The 20,857-nt window shown below is 62.8% G+C and carries 18 protein-coding genes and 1 tRNA gene; 5 read left to right on the top strand and 14 right to left on the bottom strand.

The window, feature by feature from the left end:
• Positions 1 to 59 precede the first annotated feature (59 nt).
• From NTU39_RS22970 to NTU39_RS22955, 4 genes are all read right to left on the bottom strand, one after another.
• Positions 60 to 1,490 carry a TolC family outer membrane protein gene (locus NTU39_RS22970; protein ID WP_150576426.1) on the bottom strand — a complete coding sequence of 477 codons (1,431 nt, stop codon included), beginning with the start codon at positions 1,488 to 1,490 and terminating at the stop codon, positions 60 to 62.
• Between the two features lie 129 nt (positions 1,491 to 1,619).
• The gene (locus tag NTU39_RS22965) at positions 1,620 to 1,943 is read right to left on the bottom strand and encodes a rhodanese-like domain-containing protein (protein WP_150666860.1); all 324 of its coding nucleotides are present in this window, start codon (positions 1,941 to 1,943) and stop codon (positions 1,620 to 1,622) included.
• A 148-nt stretch (positions 1,944 to 2,091) separates the two neighbouring features.
• Entirely contained in the window at positions 2,092 to 2,760 is a 669-nt protein-coding gene (locus tag NTU39_RS22960) for a protein-L-isoaspartate O-methyltransferase family protein (RefSeq protein ID WP_150666859.1), read from the bottom strand.
• 139 nt (positions 2,761 to 2,899) lie between these two features.
• Positions 2,900 to 3,604: a TetR/AcrR family transcriptional regulator gene (locus NTU39_RS22955; protein WP_150666858.1), complete on the bottom strand. Its 705-nt coding sequence runs from the start codon at positions 3,602 to 3,604 to the stop codon at positions 2,900 to 2,902.
• Positions 3,605 to 3,701: 97 nt separating this feature from the next.
• Here NTU39_RS22955 and NTU39_RS22950 point away from each other — a divergent pair, with 97 nt between their 5' ends.
• The 4 genes from NTU39_RS22950 (at position 3,702) to NTU39_RS22935 (ending at position 6,451) form a co-directional block, all read left to right on the top strand.
• On the top strand, positions 3,702 to 4,484 hold the full coding sequence (locus tag NTU39_RS22950) for an SDR family NAD(P)-dependent oxidoreductase (RefSeq protein WP_150666857.1): 783 nt from the start codon (positions 3,702 to 3,704) through the stop codon (positions 4,482 to 4,484).
• Positions 4,485 to 4,531: 47 nt separating this feature from the next.
• Positions 4,532 to 4,795: a YkgJ family cysteine cluster protein gene (locus NTU39_RS22945; RefSeq protein ID WP_150666856.1), complete on the top strand. Its 264-nt coding sequence runs from the start codon at positions 4,532 to 4,534 to the stop codon at positions 4,793 to 4,795.
• Positions 4,796 to 4,907: 112 nt separating this feature from the next.
• Positions 4,908 to 5,528, top strand: a complete 621-nt coding sequence (locus NTU39_RS22940) for a DUF1439 domain-containing protein (RefSeq protein WP_150666855.1) — start codon at positions 4,908 to 4,910, stop codon at positions 5,526 to 5,528.
• A gap of 80 nt (positions 5,529 to 5,608) precedes the next feature.
• The gene (locus NTU39_RS22935; RefSeq protein ID WP_150666854.1) at positions 5,609 to 6,451 is read left to right on the top strand and encodes an undecaprenyl-diphosphate phosphatase; all 843 of its coding nucleotides are present in this window, start codon (positions 5,609 to 5,611) and stop codon (positions 6,449 to 6,451) included.
• Between the two features lie 91 nt (positions 6,452 to 6,542).
• Here NTU39_RS22935 and trmB read toward each other — a convergent pair whose 3' ends face one another.
• The 10 genes from trmB to NTU39_RS22885 all read right to left on the bottom strand — a co-directional run bounded on the left by trmB (position 6,543) and on the right by NTU39_RS22885 (position 18,392).
• Entirely contained in the window at positions 6,543 to 7,340 is a 798-nt protein-coding gene (trmB, locus tag NTU39_RS22930) for a tRNA (guanosine(46)-N7)-methyltransferase TrmB (RefSeq protein WP_257958651.1), read from the bottom strand.
• 214 nt (positions 7,341 to 7,554) lie between these two features.
• Positions 7,555 to 8,433, bottom strand: a complete 879-nt coding sequence (locus tag NTU39_RS22925) for a DUF2894 domain-containing protein (RefSeq protein ID WP_150666852.1) — start codon at positions 8,431 to 8,433, stop codon at positions 7,555 to 7,557.
• A 10-nt stretch (positions 8,434 to 8,443) separates the two neighbouring features.
• Positions 8,444 to 9,112 carry an OmpA family protein gene (locus tag NTU39_RS22920; protein ID WP_150666851.1) on the bottom strand — a complete coding sequence of 223 codons (669 nt, stop codon included), beginning with the start codon at positions 9,110 to 9,112 and terminating at the stop codon, positions 8,444 to 8,446.
• Positions 9,109 to 12,342: a DUF802 domain-containing protein gene (locus NTU39_RS22915; protein ID WP_444511836.1), complete on the bottom strand. Its 3,234-nt coding sequence runs from the start codon at positions 12,340 to 12,342 to the stop codon at positions 9,109 to 9,111. The genes NTU39_RS22920 and NTU39_RS22915 overlap by 4 nt, the downstream gene beginning before the upstream one ends.
• Positions 12,323 to 13,138 carry a DUF3348 domain-containing protein gene (locus NTU39_RS22910; RefSeq protein ID WP_257958646.1) on the bottom strand — a complete coding sequence of 272 codons (816 nt, stop codon included), beginning with the start codon at positions 13,136 to 13,138 and terminating at the stop codon, positions 12,323 to 12,325. The genes NTU39_RS22915 and NTU39_RS22910 overlap by 20 nt, the downstream gene beginning before the upstream one ends.
• Before the next feature lie 823 nt (positions 13,139 to 13,961).
• Positions 13,962 to 15,170 carry an MFS transporter gene (locus NTU39_RS22905; protein ID WP_257958645.1) on the bottom strand — a complete coding sequence of 403 codons (1,209 nt, stop codon included), beginning with the start codon at positions 15,168 to 15,170 and terminating at the stop codon, positions 13,962 to 13,964.
• A 130-nt stretch (positions 15,171 to 15,300) separates the two neighbouring features.
• On the bottom strand, positions 15,301 to 15,882 hold the full coding sequence (locus NTU39_RS22900) for a TetR/AcrR family transcriptional regulator (RefSeq protein ID WP_150664567.1): 582 nt from the start codon (positions 15,880 to 15,882) through the stop codon (positions 15,301 to 15,303).
• Positions 15,883 to 16,079: 197 nt separating this feature from the next.
• A protein-coding gene (locus NTU39_RS22895; protein WP_257960126.1) for an IS3 family transposase occupies positions 16,080 to 17,302 on the bottom strand; the annotation gives its coding sequence in 2 pieces (ribosomal slippage) (positions 16,080 to 16,934 and positions 16,937 to 17,302; 1,221 coding nt in all).
• A 100-nt stretch (positions 17,303 to 17,402) separates the two neighbouring features.
• A tRNA-Gly gene (locus tag NTU39_RS22890) sits at positions 17,403 to 17,476 on the bottom strand.
• A 79-nt stretch (positions 17,477 to 17,555) separates the two neighbouring features.
• The gene (locus NTU39_RS22885; RefSeq protein WP_257958644.1) at positions 17,556 to 18,392 is read right to left on the bottom strand and encodes a CPBP family intramembrane glutamic endopeptidase; all 837 of its coding nucleotides are present in this window, start codon (positions 18,390 to 18,392) and stop codon (positions 17,556 to 17,558) included.
• A gap of 421 nt (positions 18,393 to 18,813) precedes the next feature.
• Between NTU39_RS22885 and ggt the strand changes: the two genes are divergently transcribed.
• Positions 18,814 to 20,565 (top strand): gamma-glutamyltransferase, encoded by a 1,752-nt coding sequence (gene ggt, locus NTU39_RS22880; RefSeq protein ID WP_444511778.1) that lies wholly within the window; start codon positions 18,814 to 18,816, stop codon positions 20,563 to 20,565.
• Positions 20,566 to 20,857: the final 292 nt, after the last annotated feature.

Below are 20,857 nucleotides of genomic sequence, written 5' to 3'. Positions count from 1 at the left end.
CAAAAAGCCTCGCATGCCAGAACGGTCATGCGAGGCTTTTTGTTTTGATGCGGACGAAGTCAGCGACGCAGCGGAGCAGTCGTGCCCGGACGCACGCCACGCGCCGGAAGACCCGTGCCCGCGTTTGCCGGGGCCGCTTCACGGGCACCGGCCATGGCGGCGGAGGCGTCCGGATTCTCGGTCAGCAACGCGTTGAGCAACTGCAAGTCCGTATCGACGAGCGTGGCGGCGCTGGCCTTCAGCTGGAGGCTGGAGAGCAGCGTGCTGTAGCGCGCCTTGGCGAGATCGCGTCGCGTGGTGAAGAGCTTGTCTTCGGCGTTGAGCACGTCGGCGTTGATGCGAATGCCGACCTGATAGCCGAGCTTGTTCGACGCGACCGACGACTGCGCCGATTGCTCGGCCGCTTCGAGCGCCTTGACCTGCGCCAGCCCGCTCGACACACCGAGGTACGACGTGCGCGCGCTCAGCACGGCCAGACGTCGGGCATCGTCCAGATCGCTTTGCGCCTTGTCTTCGAGCGCCAGCGTCTGACGCATCTTGCTCTGCACCGAGCCACCCGAGAAGATCGGGATGCTGATCTGAATGCCAATCTGCCCGGCCGAACTCGGCCCTGTGCCCTGACTCGACGGACTGGACATGGCGGACGACAGCAAGCTGTTGGCGTTGCCGACGTTCGAATGCGCACCAGCCGCCACCAGATCGACGGACGGCATATAGCCCGACTTCGCCTTCGACGTTTCGCGTCGCGCGATCTCCAGCGTGAGCGATTGCAATTGCACGCCGTAGTTGGCTTGCTCGGCCTGCGTGACCCAGTCGGCGACGTTGTTCGGCTCGGGAGACGGTAATGTCGATCCGGCGCGCAGCGTAGCGAGCGAGCCGACCGGATGGCCGACGATGCGCGCGAACGCGGCACGGCGCACGTCGAGCGTGTTCTGCGCGGCGATTTCCTGAGCGGTGGCCTGATCGAAACTGGCCTGCGCTTCGTTCGAGTCGACGATGGTGGCGTTGCCGACTTCGAAGTTGCGTTTGGCCGACGCGAGCTGTTCCGCGATGGCCTGCTTGTGCGTGCCTGCGAGGGCGAGATCGTCCTGCGCGGCGAGCACATCGAAGTAGGCTGTCGCCACGCGCAGGATCAGATCCTGCTGCGCCTGCGCGAATGCGGCTTCGGCGCTCGCGACCGTCAGCTTGCCCTGCTGGTACGACTGCCAGCTATCCCAATGGAAGATGGGCTGCGTCAGTGCGAGGCTGTAGCCGCTGCTGCCGAAAGTGTTCGAGATGTTGCCGGAGCCGTAGTGCGTGTTGACGGCCCCGTAGCGCGCTGTGACCTGCGGCAAAAGCGCGGCACGCGCTTGCGGCAGCGCTTCGATGTTCGCGAGGTACGACGAGCGTGCGCTGGCGATAAGCGCGTCGCGGCCCTGGGCTTCGCTGTAGAGCTGGAGCAGGTCGGTCGCGCTCGCGGGAGCCGAGTGCCCAATGAGGGCAGCGAGCATCGTCGCGGTGGCGACGACGCTCGCAGAGCGGGCATTGAGGATGCTACGGGTGTTACGGGTGTGGCGGGCGGACGCACGCCTGTCCGCGCGCAGCCGCGCGGCAAACCTCGGGGGGCGCATGGCCCTGGCTCAGTAAGTCGGCATCGACGGATCGACCTGGCGTGCCCAGGCATCGATTCCGCCGTCCAGATTGAACATCTGGGTAAAACCTTGTTGTTCCAGGAACATGGCGGCGCGGGCGCTGCGCATGCCGTGGTGGCAAATGCACACGATGGGCGCATCGGCGTCGAGCTCGCCCTGACGCGACGGCACGTCGCCGAGCGGCACGTTCTTGCTCTGGGCGATGTGGCAGGTCTGCACTTCCCAGTCCTCACGCACGTCGAGGAGCGTGGGTTGGCTGCGGTCCCCGTCCGCGAGCCACTGGGCCAATTGCGCCGGTGTAATGTTTTGCATGATGTTCTACGTGTGTCGAATCGATGGCGTCCGGCCTTCGTCTAGCCGCTTCATCGTCCCCAAACGATAAAAGCGGGAGACCGGTCCGCTCGCGGCTTCAGGGGCGCGCCGTTCGCTATCGAAGGGCGCGGTCCCCGGCAGCCGGGCTTTAGAACTTGAAGCTCGACGGTTGCGGGGCGACCAGATAGGTCACCTGCGTCTCGAACAGGTTTTCGCGACGGAATTCGGTCTCGGACACGCGCGTGATGAGCACGGCTTCCATGACCGGGCTGCCGCCCACGAAAGCTGCCAGACGGCCGCCGACCTTCAGTTGGTTCTGGAACGCTTGCGGCAGTTCAGCCAGCGCACCCGAGATGCAGATCACGTCGTAGGGTGCCGCGGCGCTCCAGCCCTGGGCACCGTCGGCGTTGACGACTTCGACGTTGGTCACGCCGTTGGCGCGCAGCGTCTGCTGGGCCGACTGCGCGAGGTTCGCGTCGAATTCGACGGTCGTCACGTGATGCGCGTTGTAAGCCAGCAGGGCGGCCATGTAGCCCGAACCCGTGCCGATTTCGAGCACGTTCTCGTTCTTCTTCGGCGCGAGCGCTTGCAGAATGCGCGCTTCGACGCGCGGGAACATCATGTGCTGGCTCTTGTTCGGGATAGCAGCGCCCGAGAGCGGCAGTTCGACGTCGGTGAACGCGATGTCGCGCAGTGCCGCCGGCACGAAATCTTCGCGCTTGACGACTTCCAACAGCTTGAGCACGTCCTGATCGAGCACGTCCCAGGGACGAATTTGCTGCTCGATCATGTTAAAGCGGGCCTGTTCGTAATTCATTTCGATTACTCGTGGGTAGTAGGCAAACACAACCCGGCATTTTACCAGTTCCGGACGGCAGCCATGATGACGTGTGAACTTTTGCCGCAAATCGGCACGAAAGCCGGGCAAATGTGACCGGCCCGAATGGCCCCGAGGCTCAGGCGGCCTTGTCCGGCGGGATCGAGAGCGCGGGCGATTCCACCCGAACCTCCGTGCAGGACTGCGCCACGCACTGCAAATAAGCCCCGCACATCGTGGCCATCTGGTCGGCGATCTGGCGGGAGAGCGTTTCCGAGCAGGCGCCCACGGGCGCACGGTTCTCCAGAATCGCCTTGATCGGCCCTGTCATGGAGTTAAGGAAGACGAAGGCCACCGTCTCAGGATCCTCGAAGCGCGCGTTGTGGGCGGTCTTCAGCATGCCGACGACCGCCGCGTGCATACGCGCCGACGCCCCCGCAAACACCTCCCGCCCGTCCAGATCCTCCGAGAGCCGGTACAGCGCCTGCGCCTCTTCGATATCGCGCATCTTCGCGCCGACGTACGCCTTCGCCAGTTCCTGCGCCATCGTTTCCAGCGGCTTGCCATGCGACGCCTGACACGTCTGCTCAACCGAATCGACGATACGGTCGATGTGACGCTCCAGCACCGCGTAGAGCAGCACCTGCTTGTTCTGGAAGTACTGATAGAGGGTGCCGACGGATACCCCGGCGCGCTCGGCCACCCGGGTGGTGGTCAGTTGACGCCCGCCATCGAGCAGCAAAACCTGAAGCGCGGCTTCGAAAATGGCGTCGATGGTGACCCGCGAACGCGCCTGCTGCGGCGATTTACGGGGCGTTGCGGGTGGTTGACCGGCCGGTTTCATATGCGAATAGAAAATCTGAAGGATTCTTCATAAACTCGATGCTAACAAATTTGCGTGCGGCCGGGCGCAGAACAACGGGAATTCGACGGGAGCAGTGATGAAACGGGACGCTATCGAAAATACGGTACGCGAGGACGCCGAACGCCATCTGGGAAGAGTGGCGCTGGTGACTGGCGCGACCCGGGGAATCGGATTGGAAGTGGCGCGTGAGCTGGCCGAAGCGGGCATGACGGTGCTGGTCGGCGCGCGCGATGAAGCCAAGGGGGACGAAATCGTCGCCCCGTTGCGCAAGGCGGGCTTTCAGGCAGAGACGCTGGTGATCGACCTGCTTCGCTCGGAGACGCTGCATGCCGCCGCCTACCGGATCGGGCGCTATCACGGACGGCTCGACGTGCTGGTCAACAATGCGGGCGTGACCGATCCGCGCGACGACACGCCGGAGAAGGCGTCCATCGAGGCGGTCGAGCGGGTCTTCCAGACCAACTTCTTCGGCACCTTGCGCGTCACACAGGCGATGCTTCCGTGGCTGTCGCGCTCGGACGGTGCGCGCATCGTCAATGTGTCGAGCGGCCTCGGCTCACTCGCGCAGAACAACGATCCGGCGTGGGAGCATGCGGCGTTCCGGCAGATCGGGTTCAACGCGTCGAAGGCTGCGCTGAACATGTTGACGGTGCAGCTCTCGCACACGTTGCGCGAGACGTCGATCACGGTGAACTCGGTCGACCCGGGCGCACCGGGTGATCTCACGGTCGACGCGAGCGGCAAGCGCGGGCGTCAGGGGCTGGCCGAAGGCACGCGCAGCGTGGTCATGCTCGCGCTGGGCGAACGCGGCCCGGTGACCGGTGGCTTCTTCGATCTTTCGGGCACGCTGCCCTGGTAAATGCGGTGATCCATGCAGAGAGGGCGGGTCGGGTAAAATCCGCCCCCATGAATTGCCGACCTCATTGCGCTGCCTGTTGCATTGCACCTTCCATTTCGACGCCGATTCCCGGGATGCCTGACGGCAAACCGGCGAACACGCGTTGCGTGCAGCTGGACGATGCCGACCGTTGCCGTATCTTCGGTAGCCCGCAGCGTCCGGCCGTGTGCGGATCGTTGCAGCCCTCAGAGGAGATGTGCGGCGGCGACCGCACGCAGGCCATCGCGTGGTTGTCGGCGCTGGAGGCGATGACTGCCCCGATGGCCGCCTGAGCATTGCCTGAGGATCGCCGTCGGGCAGCGTCGGGCAAACCTCAATTCCTGTCTTATCCGAGTGCTATAGTCGCGCGTGTCGGGCCTAATGCGCCCTGAAGCGGAACGCGAAATGCCGGGTAGCACTCATCCAGATCGTCCCATTCCTCAGCAGTGCGATGCGAGCGCGTCGTTCACTGTCTCGCGCCGTCGTTGGCTGACGATGACCGGTGCGGCTGCACTGGCTGCGGGCCTCGCCGCATGCGCAGGCTTGCCGTTCGGCAATGACTACACCTTCTCCGAAAGCCAGTTGCAGCGTGCGCTCGAGCGCAAGTTTCCGTTCGACCGTCGTGTGCTGGCTGTGCTCGACGTCAATCTCACGCATCCGCGTCTGACGCTGCTGCCTGAGCGCAACCGTCTCGCCGTATCCGTCGACGCCACCGTGACGCATCCGCTGGGCGGCGCGCCGCTGACCGGCACACTCGCCATCGACAGTGCACTCGCGTACGATCCGGCCACGCTGTCGGTCGTGCTGCGCGACCCCGAAGTGGAGACGTTCACTATCGATGGTCTGCCCGATCGCTGGTCGCGTCAGTTGAACGCGGCGGGGGCGCTGATCGCGACGCAGTTGTTGCAAGGCGCGCCGATCTATACGTTCAAGCCGGAGCAACTCAACATCGGCGGCGCGATGCGTCAGCCGGGGGCGATCACCGTGCTCTCGCACGGCGTGAACGTCAAATTCGACACGCGCTGACGTTGCACCGATTTCGCGCGAACGCATTCGCCTGAACCTACAAAAACTTCTTAATCCACGACTCCTCAGGAACTCATTGCATGGACTTGTTGCTGGCGCTCAAAGCCGTCATTCTCGGTGTAGTTGAAGGTCTGACCGAATTTCTGCCGATCTCGTCGACCGGGCACTTGATTCTGGTCGGTAGCCTGCTCGACTTCAACGACGAGAAGGGCAAGATCTTCGAGATCGTGATTCAGTTCGGTGCGATTCTGGCGGTGTGCTGGGAGTTTCGCGCGAAGATTGCGCAGGTCGTGTTCGGGCTGGGCAACGATGCGAAGGCGCGTCGCTTTGCGGTGAATGTGATTGTCGCGTGTGTGCCCGCTATCGTGCTCGGGCTGCTGTTCGGCAAGCACATCAAGGCAGTGCTGTTCAACCCGCTGGTTGTTGCCACCGCGTTCATCGTCGGCGGCGTGATCATTCTGCTGGTCGAGCGTCACAATCGTCGCAATGTGGAGGCGGGCAAACTGCCGCGCGTGAATTCCATCGACGAGCTGTCGACGCTGGACGCACTGAAAGTCGGCTTCGCGCAATGTCTCGCGCTGGTGCCGGGCACCTCGCGCTCGGGGGCGACGATCATCGGCGGCATGATGCTCGGGCTGGAGCGTCGTGTGGCGACCGAGTTTTCGTTCTTCCTCGCGATCCCGATTCTGTTCGGCGCGACGATTTACGAACTCTACAAGTCGCGCTCCATGCTGGAAGTCGCGGACTTCGGTCTGTTCGGCATCGGCTTCGTGTTTGCCTTCATCAGCGCGTTCATCTGCGTGCGCTGGCTGTTGCGCTACATCGCGTCGCACGATTTCACGGCGTTCGCCTGGTACCGCATCGTGTTCGGTATCGTGGTGTTGGTGTCGGCTTACAGCGGGCTCGTGGTTTGGGCTGACTGATCGCTTGTCGCTGAACGCCATATGAAAAAAGGGCACCGAAAGGTGCCCTTTTTGCTGTCCGTCAGTACCGACGCGATGACGTCGATGCCGCTCAGCTGCGCTTGCGGAAGACGAGATCCCACACGCCGTGACCGAGGCGCAGGCCGCGGTTCTCGAACTTCGTCACGGGACGGTAATCCGGGCGCGGCGCGTAATCGGCCGCTGTGTTCTCAAGCGACGCTTCGCCGCCGAGCACTTCAAGCATCTGCTCGGCATATTCCTGCCAGTCCGTCGCGCAGTGCAGATAGCCGCCCGGCTTCAGACGCGAGGCCAGCAAAGCGACGAACGGCGGTTGCAGCAGACGGCGCTTGTGGTGACGCTTCTTGTGCCACGGATCGGGGAAGAACACGTGCACGCCGTCGAGCGAGCCTTCCGGGAGCATGTGCTGGACGACTTCCACGGCGTCGTGCTGGATGATGCGCACGTTCGAGAGCGGCGTCGTGCCGATGAGCTTGAGCAGTGCGCCCACGCCCGGCTCGTGCACTTCCACGCCGAGGAAATCGTCTGCCGGACGCACCTTCGCGATGTGCGCGGTACCGTCGCCCATGCCGAAGCCGATTTCCAGAATGCGCGGTGCGTCGGCGCGATCGAAGGCCTTCGGCCAGTCGAGCGCTTCGGGCGCATACGGCAGCATGAACTTCGGGCCGAGTTCTTCGAAGGAGCGCTTCTGCGCTTCCGAGCTACGTCCCGCGCGGCGCACGAAACTGCGAATGCGGCGCGGGTGCGCGACGCCGTCCGGGCCGACGTACGTGTCGTCGTCTTCCGAAGAGGTCGTTTGCGACGCGTCGAGTTCAGCGTCGTCGTGGGCCGGGAGCGCGTCGTCGGCCGGCGGTTGTCCGTGGTTCGTCATGGAAACAAAAAGCCGTCTGGAACGACGGCTTGTCGAGGGAGACTTCGGCGGGCGGTGCGTACAGCGCCCAACACGATGATTTTTCAAAGGATTTTCCCGCGCCTTGGCAGCGGGAACGGGCTCGATTATCCACCGGAACGCCCTTCACTGGCAAGTTGGCGCCCGCTTCGCGTCCCGGCGTGATGCTGCCTGACGTCGCGAGCGTGCGCCGCCGTCAGCGAGCCTTGGCGCGTGACGGTTTGGCGCTCGCGGCCACGCGCGCTGCGCTCTTGTTGCCGAAGACGCCCGTCGTTTCCATGTCTTCGAGCCAGGAGAGGGCGTCGGCGTGGCGAAGGAAGTGACGCAGATAGTCCGGCGACACGTCGTGCATGAGCGAGAGCGCCCGATGCACGAGATGGCTGGAATTGAGCGGTCCCGCGTTTTCCGGCACCTGCGCGAGCGACTGGCGCAGATTGCCGTCGGTGCTCAGCTTCGACCATGTTTCGCGGAAGTATTCGAGGACGTCGAGGTCTTCGAAGGCGTCGTCCGTTGCGATGACCGTCGGCGTGATGGCGACGGGAATCGGTGCGGCTTGGGCGACGGTGCGTTTCGTGGGTGTGGTCGATGTCGTGACCGGTTGCGTGGGCGCGTCGGGGGCCTTCGCTGCGGGCGATGGGGCCGTCGGCTGAGCGCCACGGGTCGGTCTCGATGTCGCGGGCGATGCAGACGGCGTCGGCCGTTCACCAGTGCCGATCCGTCGCGTGATGTCTGCCGTCAGCGTGACGAGCGGCGATGCCACGCGCGATGCTGCGGGATCGTCGGCAGACGTCTCTGCATCGGCAAGCGACTTCGCGAAGTCGTCCATCAGCACCTTCAGACGCGTTTCAAGCACGCGCCGCACGTCTCCCTGATAGGTGAGCATGCGCGTGCAAAGCGCTTCGATGCGATGAAAGCGCGCCGGGTCGCGCTTGTCGGCACCGGCGTCGCGCCATGCGGTGAGTTGTGCGGTGATCGGATCGACCGGATCGACCGGATCGACCGGATCGGCAGACGACACGACAAGCGTATCGTCTGCGATGACGTCGTTCGTTGGAGAGGGCGTTTGCGTGCTCATCGCCGCACCGTCACGCTTTCGGCTTGCCAGCGTTACCGGCACTGCTGCGGGGCATCGGCGCGATTTCCACGCGGCGGTTCTTTGCGCGCCCGGTTTCGTCGGCGTTGGACGTCACCGGTTGTTCGGCACCGAAGGCGGCTGAGAACACGGAGGACGGCGGCACTCCGGCGGCGATCAGCTCGCGCGTGACGGTCAGCGCCCGTTGTGCCGACAACTCCCAGTTATCGGCAAAGCGGCGGTTCGTCTCGCGCACTTGCTGGTCGTCGGTGAAGCCGCTGACCATGAGAATTTCGTCGCTTGCGCGCAGATAGGCGGCCAGCGGCGCGGCCAGACTGCGCAGCACTTCGCGGCCCTGCGGCTGCAACTGGTCCGAGTTCAGGGCGAAGAGCACGTTGCCGCTGATACCGATGCGACCGTTCACGAGCGTTACGCGGCCGCCAGCGAGCGGTCCGGCGAGCGCTTTCTCAAGCGTCTCGCGGCGCTGCGTCTCGACCTGACGCTCCTTCACTTCGCGTTCCAGCTTCGCCGAGAGTTCGATCTGCACGCCGATCACACCGAGCATGATGAGCACGAACGCGCCGAGCATCACCGACATCAGATCGCCGAAGACGGCCCACGTCGGCGCGGCGGCGCCTACGTCGCCCGCGTCCGCGATATCCGCGTCGAATTCGTCTCTCATGCTGCCACGCTACCCGGTTGCATACCTGCTTGCGCAGCTTGCGAGCGCACCTGTGCGAGATCCTGAAGGTTCTCGAGGATCTGCTTTTGCGACATCACGCTCAGTTCGACCACTTCGCGCGCCTGTGCGACGTAGTACCCGAGCTGTTCGTCGCTGCGCGCCATCGACTTGTCGAGCGCGGCTTCGATACGTTGCAGATGCTCCAGCAGTTGTGTATTCGATTCGCCGAACGACTGGACGGCGGCACCGAAGGCGTCGCCGAGGCTGGCGATTTCCACCACGCTGCCAGTGACCTGTGCGGACGCTTCCGTGAGCTTCTCCGTCTGTGCGGCGATGGCGTCGCCGAGGTTCGTACTCGCGCGTTCGAGCAGTTGCGCGGAGGTCGTGACGAGTTCGTCGACGGCGGCACGTTGTTCGTTGCCCGCGTGCTTGACGGTGTCGAGCAGCGTGCCCAGCGTGTCGAGCAGTCGCGAGCGCTCTTCGAGCATGGCGTTGTCGCGGACCATGCTGTCCGAGAGCTTCTGACGCAGTTCGCCGATGATTTCGGCGGCCGCCTTCGGGGCTTCCGAAGCCGTTTGCACCAGACGCGAGATTTCCGCGATGGTGTCGCTGGCGTTGGCGCGCGTCTGTTCGGACATCTCCAGCGCGGTGCGCGCGAGCGTGTCGCAGATCGCCTGTTGCTGGCTGGCCGTTTGTGCGCCGACCTGCTGCCATTCCGAGCGCAGCGTGGACAACGTGCCTTCGAGCGTTTCCGTCCAGACGGACAGGCGCTGCGTTTCGCGCTCGGCGGTGGCGTCGTGATGTGCGGTGTTGGCGGCGCTGAGCGCTTGCAGCAGCGACGCACTGTGTTCGGTGAATGCGCTGGTCGTCGCCGCGACGAGTTGCTGATTGCCGTCGGCCAGACGTTCGCTCGTGCGCGTGTGTTCGGCGATGGCGTCGCGCCAGGTTTGAGCGACGTTGGAGGACGTCGAGTCGAGTTGCGTCGAGACGTTTTGCAGCAATTGCGACGCCCGCGATTCGAACGTTTCGGCGAAGCGCGCGAGGGCGGCGGCGAGGTCGGTAGCGAGCGTGTCGTTCGCCGATTGTTGCGCGACGAGGGCCTGCTTCCATTCGCCCGACACGACGGCGGCCGTCTCCGACACGCTGTGCATTGCGCCTTCCGTGCGCTGGCTTACGCCGTCGATCAGATGGGCGGCGCGTTGCTCGAAGGTTTCCGTGAAGCGGGTGAGGGCGGCGGCGAGTTCGGTGTTCAGTGCATCGTTGGCCTGCTTTTGCAGCCCGATCGATTGCTCCCATGCCGATGCCACGCGCTCGTGTGCATCGCTGACGTTGCCGCTCGCGGCGTCGAGCTTGGCTGCGACATCCGCCAGCAAGGTGCTTGAGCGCGCTTCGAACGTTTGCGCGAAGCGTTCCAGTGCTGCGCCGAGCGACTGCGTGAGCGTGTCGTGCGATTGCTGTTGCTGGCCAAGGGCCTGTTCCCACGCTTGCGCGACGGTCGTCTGCGCCGTGGCGATACTGCCCGTTGCACTGTCGAGGCGCGTGATGACGTCGCCGAGCAGGCTCGCGGAGCGCGTCTCGAACGACTCGGTGAATTGCGCGAGCGTGGCACCAAGTTCTCTGGCGAGCGTGTCGTTGGTTTGCTGCTGCGTGGCGAGCGACGTTTGCCACGTCTGCGCGATGCCCGCGTGTGCGGCGTTGACCTGCCCCGTTGTCGAGTCGAGGCGTGCGGAGACATCGTCGACCAGTTTGGCCGAGCGCGTCTCGAAGGTCTGTGCAAAGTGCGTGAGCGCCGTGCCGAGATTTTCGGAGAGCGCGTCGCTGGTGCGTTGCTGCGTGGCGAGCGACGTCTCCCATGTCTGGGCGACGTTCGCGTGGGCAGCGTCGATGCGGCCCGTCGTGGCTTCCAGGCGAGCGGCGACATCGTCGACCAGTTTGGCCGAGCGCGTCTCGAAGGTCTGTGCAAAGTGCGTGAGCGCCGTGCCGAGGTTTTCGGAGAGCGCGTCGTTGCTGCGCTGTTGCGCTGCGAGCGACGTTTCCCAAGTTTGCGCGACGCCGGTCTGTGCGCTGCTGACCTGTGCCGTGACGGTTTCAAGGCGTGCGGCTACATCGTCGACCAGTCGCGACGAGCGCGTCTCGAACGTCTGCGTGAAATCGCCGAGTGCCGAGCGCAGATCGGTGGCGAGCGATTCATTGGTGCGCAACTGAGCGTCGAGCGAATCTTTCCAGACGCTGGCGACGCGCGCCGTCGTGGCTTCGAAGCGATCGGACAGGCCGTCCATACGGTCTTGCACCGCGCTCGACACGGTCTGATGCCATGTGGCGGTTTCGCGCGCGAGGCTCGCCATCGTCGCTTCGACTTCCGGACGAATCGCTGCACCGGCGGCGCTTGCCGTGGTGGCGACGCTGTCCTTCAGATACTGCTGCATCGCGCTGGTAAGTTGCGCGTAGGACGCATCCGTCTTGGCGTGCAGGGCGTCCTGATTGGCGACGAGGCGCTCGCCGAGCGCCTGACTCTGGCGTTCCATCGCGGCCATCATGTCTTGCAGACGGTCGACGAGGGCGGGCATGACCGTCGCTTGTTGCTGAAGCAGTTGCAGCGTGGTTTCGCGTTGATGCTGCTGCGAGAAGCAGCGCAGTGTCGTAACGATGCGTGCGTCGAGCGACTGCACGACCTGTGCGCGTTCCTTGCGCGCGAGTGCGGCGAGCAGGCCGAGCATGGCCGACGTAGCGACGCCTGCGACCGACGTCCCGAACGCGAAGCCGAGTCCCTTGACCGGCGAGGCGAGCGAGGCGCGAATCGCTTGCAGATCGGTCGCGCCTTCGAGCGCGATGCCGGTGCCACGCAGCGTGGCGGCCATGCCGAGGAAGGTGCCGAGCATGCCGAGCAGCACGAGCAAGCCGACGAGATAGGGCGTGAGCGCCGGGCCGGGCAGGCCGACGCGTTCGCCTTCCACGCGCAGACGCACAGCGGTGCGAAGACCGGCGGGCAACGTCTCGAGCCACGCGGGCAGGGACGCGGGCGGCGCGTTTAGACCGGAGACGGCATTCGCGAGGGCGTTCGTCGACTGATGAAAGCGTTTGAGTTCGAGCGCGCCAAAGAGATAAACCGCTGCAATTAGCAGAGCGACGGCGAGCGCGAGGGTATTGGTACCGGCATAGCCGATGGCGATCCAGCCGACGACGGCAAGACCTGCGACAAAGGCAATGAGATCAACGAGGTAGCGTGGCAAACGGGTCATGTTGTCCGGGTTCACTAACGTTTTCGCCGGGAGTGACCGAGGCGAGGGCGGCAATCAGCCCTTCGATCGGTTCCAGGCGGATATCCAGTTCTGCGAGCAAAACGCTCTGCATATCCCGGTGGAAGGTGTCTAGCCATGTGCCTGCGGGCGCGAGCGGCGGTGCGCCGGGCACGCGCGGGGCCGCCATCGCGGCCTGCTCGGTGTCGCGCAGACGCACGAAGTGCCCTTCGAGCAGGTTCGGCACGCTCGCGAGCAGTGTGCGCTCACGTGCGCCCATCACGCGCTCCATAACGGCGTCGACACCGGCGAGACGCGCGGCGTCCGGCGACATCGTGGCCAATTGGGCGCGAAGGCGGGTCCGCAGGGCGCTGATCGCCGTGTCCATCGTCTGTTGCGACGTCGCGTAGCGCTGGCGATACGCCGGAAACTCCGCGAACGAAGCCGCCCGTTGACGCTCGGCAGCGCTCAGTGCGCGGATCTGCCCACCTGGCGCGGCCGCCAGTCCGCAATCGCGGGCGATGGCGGCGGCGAGGTCGACGCGCACACGTGCCAGTTCGCCTGCCGGGTTCTGCGCAGCCGAACGCGCGCCGGGCGTTGCCGCCGACGGGTTGGCTGGGTTGGCCTTAAGGGCCGACGACAAAGCGATGGCGTCGGTCCAGCCCAACCACTGGCTCAGACGGTCCGAGAGCGACGGCGCGGCCTCCGGGGGCGCGAACGAGCTCAGGCGGGCCAGCGAGCGTATGAGTGTTGGGGCGCTGATAACGGGACGCCGGGACACTTGCACCATTCCACTGGGGGGTCGAAAACCCAGCAGTTTACACTGCGCGCGCCCCGCGACCCCCACTGGCCGCCCGGTCGGGGGATTGACGGGCGAGCAAAGCGCCCGAACGCCCCCTGAAACCCCTCCGAAAGCCCCGCCGGACGCCGACTGTGATTTATCTCAGTTTTCAGGTGCCGACCCGAGGTTTATCTTTCACTCAACCCGCGACAAACGCGAAACAAACGAAACGAAACCGGAGGTGTGACATGGCTGCAATCGGACCGATCTGCGACGTACTGGTGACCGTAGGCACGTGGGCTAGCCGGGCTGCCCCGGTCGCCAAGTTCCTCAACGATGTGATGGCGCTGTTCTGAAATTTCCCGCGACTAACGCGAAACAACGAAACAAGACTGGAGGTGTGACATGGCTGCAATCGGACCGATCTGCGACGCACTGGTGACCGTAGGCACGTGGGCAAGCCGGGCTGCCCCGGTGGCGAAGTTCTTCAACGACGTGCTGGCGCTGTTCTGAACATTCCCGCGACTAACGCAAAACGACGAATCAAAACTGGAGGTGTGACATGCCCGCAATCGGACTCATCTGCGACGGACTGGTCATGATCGGAAGCTGGGCACGTGCTGCGGCACCTGTCGCAAAGTTTCTCGCCGACACGGTCAATATCTTCATGTAATGCGCGATTGGCGCAACGGAAACCATCAATAGCAGGAGGCTTGAGATGGGATGCGGGATGATGACTAATCCGACGATGAACGCAGTGGCCTGGGGCAGCGATTCCGAGTCTCTCCACAACTTCTTCTCGGACGTCGCTGCCACCGTCTTTTGATTCAGTTCAGGTCGTCGAGCAGGCAGTTTCGGGGGCTTGTGCGAGACCCGAGCGAAGGTAAGGCAACAAACTGGCGAGACCGACGGCGGCCATTGCGGCACCAATCCACAATGGTGCACGCATGCTGTAACCCGCGTCGATCGCGGCACCACCGGCCCACGTCCCGAAGGCGAGGCCCGCAGTAATCACCGACGTATGCATCGTATTGACCAGCGGCCCCGGCGCTGCGGCGCGCATCACCCGCGCGACCATTGCCGGATTGAGCGAGACGCCCGTCAGGCCGATGGCAGCAAACGCGGCGATGCCGACCGGCGTCAGTTCGGCCCAAAGCGCGAAGCTGATCAGGGCGAGTGCGAGCACTGACAAACCGGCCACCAGCACCGTGAGCGTATGACGGTCGGCGAAGCGTCCGACGACGGCGTTGCCGATGATGTTCGCGATGCCGTACATCGCGAGCAGATTCGGAATCGCGCTGGCAGACATACCAGCCACATTCAAAAAGATCGGCGAGAAATAGCTGAACGCAGCGAACGTGGCGCCGATGATCAACCCGCTGGTCGCAAATGCGGCCCACAGCGGACGATTCAGCAACGAACGGAATTCGCCGGACAGGCTGACGACTTCAGCGTCGGTCCCATCCTGCTTATGGTCGGCCGGTGCCCACAGTGCAATCGCGACGGTACAGAGTGCAGCGAGCACAGCGACGAGCCAGAAGCTGGCGCGCCAGCCGTAGTGTTGTTCGATGAAGGCGGTGAGCGGCACGCCGACCACTGGGGAGAACATCAGTCCGCCGAGCACGAAGGAGGCGGCGCGTCCGCGCACCGACGGTGCGACGAGATCGGCACAGAGCGTGAGCGCGACCCCGAACGTTGCCGAGCTGGCCACGCCCATGATGATTCGCGCGATGGCCATCATTTCATAGCGGGTCGACATGGCGGCGAGTACGCCTCCGGCCACGTTGATCGCGAGCAGCCAGATGAGGGCGCGCTTATGCGGCGTGCGCAGCGCGAGCAGCACGGCGGTGAGGACCGGGCCGCCGATGGTCATGCCAAGAGCATAAAGCGAGATCAGGTTGCCGATCTTGCCGATGCCGACGTTCATCGCATCGGCCAGTGCGGGCATCATTCCGGCGACCATGAATTCGGCCGTGGTCATGGCGAAGACGGTCAGTCCTAACAAGTAGACGACGGGTGGCATTGCGGATTTTTGCGTCATATTCTTTAACGTACATTCCATATTGGCGGGAGGAATAACGACCCGCGATGGGGGGAGTCAATTGTTGGGTGTTGTGGGTGGCGTGCTGCGAGAGAAAGTGTTGGGTGTGCGGACGGAACGTGGTCGTCCGTCAGAGTTGAGCCAGTATGCCTTCCATGATGCCTTCGAGGAATGCGCGGTCGCAGACGGTGCGTCCCAGCGCACGCAGGCCGTAGTAGCTCGACAGGAACGTGCGGGCGACAACGACCGGGGAGCGCTCGGTGGAGAGTTCGCCGTTGTGTTGTCCGACGGCGATCAGATGCACGAGCACTTGTTCGAAGCGGACGAAGTAGGCCTGGCTGATCTGGCGGACGCGTTCATCTTTGGCACCGCGCTCGAAGGCCGCGAACAGTGACATGCAGCCGCGTTGTTTCTCGGGATCGAGATCGTCGTCGATGCCCCATTGCATGAGCGTGCGCAGACGATCCTTGACGGGGCCGTTGCCGTTGAGAATGTCGACTTGCTGCTGAAGGCCGAGCGTCTGATAGCGCTCAAGGGCTTCGTGATAGAGATTGAGTTTGCTGCCGAACGCGTTGTAGAGGCTGCCGCGCCCGAGGCCGGTGCATTCGACGAGGGCTTGCGCGGAGGTGCCTTCATAGCCGTTCGTCCAGAAGACGTCCATGGCGGCGTCGATGACGGCTGCGTCATCGAATTCTCTGGGTCTTCCGCTCATGATGGACCTCGTCATTCTGGAGGAATGGAAATAGCCGGTGCCACGAAGCACCAGTCCGATGGCGTGACTATAGGTGATTTTTTACCGCTCGTTCAAATAACCGGATGTGGGTTGTGGATTTGGGCGGATGGCGGGGAGAGGACGATCGCGAGCGAGGTCAGTGTCAAGTCCTGAAATAGGTTGACAGTTATTTCAGGTTAAAACGCCCGATGCACCGCATCGGGCGTTTTGTATTTCAGGGCAGCATGTGGCCGCTCGTGGTTGTAGATGTGCACGGATTGCTCGACCATCTTGGCAGCCTGCTCAAGATCAACAGGACGCTGCAAGAGGAACTCGTCTTTAAGGATGCCGTTGACCCGTTCGGCCAGCGCGTTCTGATAACAGTCATAGCCGTCAGTCATCGAGCAGCGCAAGCCGTGGCGTCGGTGGATCTCCTGATAGTAGGTCGAGCAGTATTGGATGCCCCGATCAGAATGATGTATCAGTGGTTGGCGACTTCGGCGTTTGCGCAGCGCTTTTTGGAGCGCCTGACTGACCTGTTCAGTTTGCAGGCTATCGTGAACGTGATGACCGACAATCTTGCGTGAAAACGCGTCCGTGATGAGACTCAAATAGACAAACGGACCGGCCGTCGGTAAGTACGTGATGTCGGCCACCCATACCTGTTCGGGGCCAGTTGGCACGACCTGCTGCGGCCCCGGCTTAAGCAGATTCGGATGGCGCCGGAAGCGATGATGACTTTGCGTTGTCTTGTGGTACGCCCGGTGGGCCACTACGAGCAGACGCGCGCGGCGCAGCATCTCGAACATTCGGTCCCGCCCCAGCTTGATGCCTCGCTCGACCAGCGTTGGTCCGAGTAGATAGTGCAATTTTCGGGTCCCGATTCGGGGCTGACGCAACCGGACATCGCGCACCAGCGCTGTCACGGCCTCGGCCTGTGAGCAGCGACGCACCTCACTTTGGATGCGCTTGTAATATGCCTGGCGGCTGATACCCATGTATCGGCAGGCTCGCTCAACGCTTAGCTTTTCGATCCGCTTTTGCGCAACGACCTGCCCGAAGGCTTTTTTACGGTGATTCCGTAGTCCTTGCGCATCACGTCGAGCACCGCCTCGAATAGCGCAGCCTTTTCCTGCGCTTCTCGCAATTGCGTCTCCAACTCCTTGATGCGCTGCTCCGGCGTGAGCGGCTTTGAATCTTGTTTTGACATGGTGGAACCCGATTGAGCACGCCCGGATGGATCGGCCCAATCCTGCAAGCCGTGCTTGCGTAACCATACCAGTACTGTCGAGCGACCCTGAATTCCGTATCGCCGCTGCGCCTCCCTGTAGGTCAGCTCGCCCTTTTCGACTTGCTCCACCACCGATAGCTTAAAAGCCAGGCTGTAGTCCCGCTGCGTCCGCTTAAACCCTTGCTCCATTTGCCACTCCTTCAATGCATCGAAAAAGTGACAACCTATTTCAGGACGGGTCACAGAAAACAAAAAAGCCGTCACAAGGACGGCTTTCCTGAAAATTCTCTGGAGCGGGCGATGGGAATCGAACCCACGGCTCTAGCTTGGGAAGCTAGGGTATTACCATTATACGACGCCCGCGAAGAGCGCCATTTTACGCGGGGATTGAGGCGTTTGGCAATTGGCGCGTTTCGTAGGTGGGCGCGATTCTTCCCATCACTCACTCATCCATCAGCCGTACATGGCCCCGCGCCACACGATCGCCACCGATCAGCTTATGCAGCATCAATGCGCCTGCGGCGCCGCAGGCGATGCCCACGAGCCACCAGATGGCGGGCAAATCGAATATCGATGCGTTTTCCATGCCTTCCGGAGTGCTGATGCTGCTCACGACCACCGCTGTGTTGTAGACCATGTGCAACAAAATGCCCGGGAGGATCGAGCGGGTCCGTTCGTACATCTTTCCCAGAATCAGCCCGAGCACGAGGGCGACCACGAACTGATAGACGTTCAGGTGCGCCAGCCCGAAGACCGCAGCGGAGTGTGCGATAGCCGTGCCCGGCGGGTACTGTTTGAGAAATCCGCGCAGGATGATGCCCCGGAACAACATCTCCTCGACCACCGGCGCGATGAGGCAAACCAGAACGATCGCCCCAAGTCCGGCCTGCCGATACGACTCGGCCGCGTTGCCCAATGCGCCCCCCATCGGGAACATCTGCATGACGCCCGCCTCGATGACGTTGACGAACAGCAGCAACCCGGGCACCAGCAGCACAACGGGAACGGTGAAGAGACCCAACGTCGCCGTCATTGACACACGGCCTTCGTGAAACAACTCCCGGTAAGTGCGCTTGCTCTTGTGCAGCACGATCGCGAAGACGAGGCCATAGGCCAGTACCCGTCCAATGCTGTATGCCGCCATTGGACGAATGCCGACGACATAGCTCAACTGCACAACAATTGAATTCGTGATGAGTTCGAGAAAGAACAGCGCAATCAATACAAAAAACGCGTCCAGCAAACTCGGGAAGCAATATTCCCTGGGCCTGGCTTTCATGGCTTGTGCTCTTCTGATCAGTTGTTATTGTTGGTGCACCGCCGGACGTCCATGCGTTCCTGGCAGCAAAGCGCGTTTCTATACCTGAAGCCAGCATGTCGATCGCCGCATCTGAGATAGACGTCGAAGAACCCCCGCTCTCGAACGTCCTACGGCAAATGGATTGCACCTCCCCGGTTGTGCCGGACGATTATTAGGATTTGAAAGAGTTCGAATTATCGCAGGATGGGAGGAATTCCGACAGACCGGTGATTGCACTCCCCCAAATCATTCCCTTTCCTCATATGCGGTTGCGATCAGTATTTTTGCGTACCGATCGCACGTAGCATTGCGGATTCACCGATGTTTTTTATCGGATATATCTAACTCGTAATTCAAAAGGAGATGGTTAGTTAAGCGAGATAGATAAAGGGAGACGTAGATGAAAGGCATTTCTCTGTACGCGCGTTGGGTGGCCGCAACCGGACTGGCGACACTGTCCTTTGGCGCGATGTCGGCGGATTCGACAGACTCGCAAAGCCCATATTGCGAAACCGTCGCGCAATGCGCAAACCCGATGGTCACCGGCGGCATGGTCACATCGTCGAACTATCTGGCAACGCAAGCCGGACTGAAGGTGCTTCAGCAAGGCGGGAATGCCGTCGATGCGGCGATTGCCGTCGCGTCCACCATCGCCGTCGTCTATCCCCAGATGAACACCATTGGCGGCGACAACTTCTGGCTCATCTACAACGCCAGAACCCACGAGCTTCGCGCACTGAACGCGAGCGGCCGAGCCGGTGAACGCGCCACCATTCAGTTCTACAAAGACAAAGGCCTGACTTTGATCCCCCCACGCGGCTATCTGTCGGTCAATACCGTGCCCGGCGTTGTGTCCGGATGGGACGAGGCATATCGATACGCCCACGCCAGCATGGGAAGAAGCCTCCCATGGCCTGATCTGCTGCGAGACGCCATCCATTACGCCAAAGACGGTTTCATCGTCACGCCGTCGCTGGCAAAGTGGTCGGCGATCAACGTCGATACCACCGATAAAGTGTTTCGCAACCTTCAACAGTTCGATGGCTTCCGGCAAATCTTCCTGAAACCCGACGGCACGCCCTACCGATCGGGAGAGCGCCTCAATCAGCCGGAACTGGCGAACACGCTCACGCAGATTGCCGAGCAAGGTGCACAGGTGTTCTACAACGGCGAGGTCGCTGAGAAGATCGTCAAGGACCTGCAGGCCAACGGCGGATTGCTCACACGCGAAGATTTCGCCCGTCATCGCGCCGATTGGATGAAGCCGATCTCGGTGAAGTATCGGGGTTTCGACGCCTACAATTTTCCTCCGAACACACAAGGGTTTGCTTCACTGGAAATTCTGAACATCCTGAATCGATTCGATGTGAAGGCGTTGGGCGAGGGCTCGGCCGATTACTATCATCTCCTCGTGGAGGCGACCAAGCAGGCCTTCGCTGACCGCGACAAATATCTGGCCGATCCGGACTTCTCCGATATTCCGCTGGCCGAACTACTGTCCGTCAAGCACGGTACGGCGCAGGCCGCGCGTATTGACATGCGCCGCGCCAACAACGAGGTCAAGCCGATGGACCCGAAGGGCGATACCGTCTGGTTCGGTGTCGTCGATGGCGATGGAAACGCCGTCTCGCTGATCCAGAGCATCTATTACGACTTCGGCTCCGGCATCGTGCCGAAGGGCACCGGCATTCTTCTGCAGAATCGTGGCTCGTTCTTCTCGCTCGACCCGAGTCACATCAACCACATCGCCCCCCACAAGCGCACCTTCCATACGCTCAACCCCGCTATGCTGATGAAGAATGGCAAGCCGTATCTGGTCTACGGAACGATGGGCGGCGAAGGACAACCGCAGACGCAGGCGGCCATCGTTACGCGCATCGTCGACTTCGGCCTCTCGCCGCAGGCTGCGATCAACGCGCCGCGCTGGTTGTACGGCCGGACTTGGGGTGTGTCGTCGAACGATCTCAAGATCGAATCGCGTGTGCCGACGGCGGTCTCGGAGGCGCTGAAGCAGCGAGGCCACCCGATCAAAGTCGTCGAGCCCTTCACCGATACGATGGGCCACGCGGGCGCAATCCTGATCGATCCGACCTCGGGCGTGCTGCAAGGCGCAGCCGATCCGCGCGGCGACGGATTGGCGGCAGGCTACTGAGCCCGACGCGTTCGGGTACCGGCAGCCGTCCAATCGGTGTGGTTTGCGTGAGGCGAACGGCCATCACTCAAATGAATGATGTTTGCCTGCGCATGTGCATTTTAGAATCGCCCTTACATAAGAATTCGACACTGGGGGGCATGTATGCGGAACGGTCGCGGGCGATCACTTCGACTTGTGGCGACAGCGTGCGTTGCGCTCATATTGGCCGGTTGCGGTCTGCCGGGGCCGACGCATAAGGGCGGCGCCCTCGTCGCCCTGGACGGGCGTCCGGATTGCGGTGTGTATGGCG

It is taken from the genome of Pandoraea commovens, assembly GCF_024704525.1.
In the GTDB taxonomy this organism is placed as follows: domain Bacteria; phylum Pseudomonadota; class Gammaproteobacteria; order Burkholderiales; family Burkholderiaceae; genus Pandoraea; species Pandoraea commovens.
Note: the sequence above shows the minus strand (reverse complement) of the source record. Positions and strands in the feature narration are given on the sequence as shown.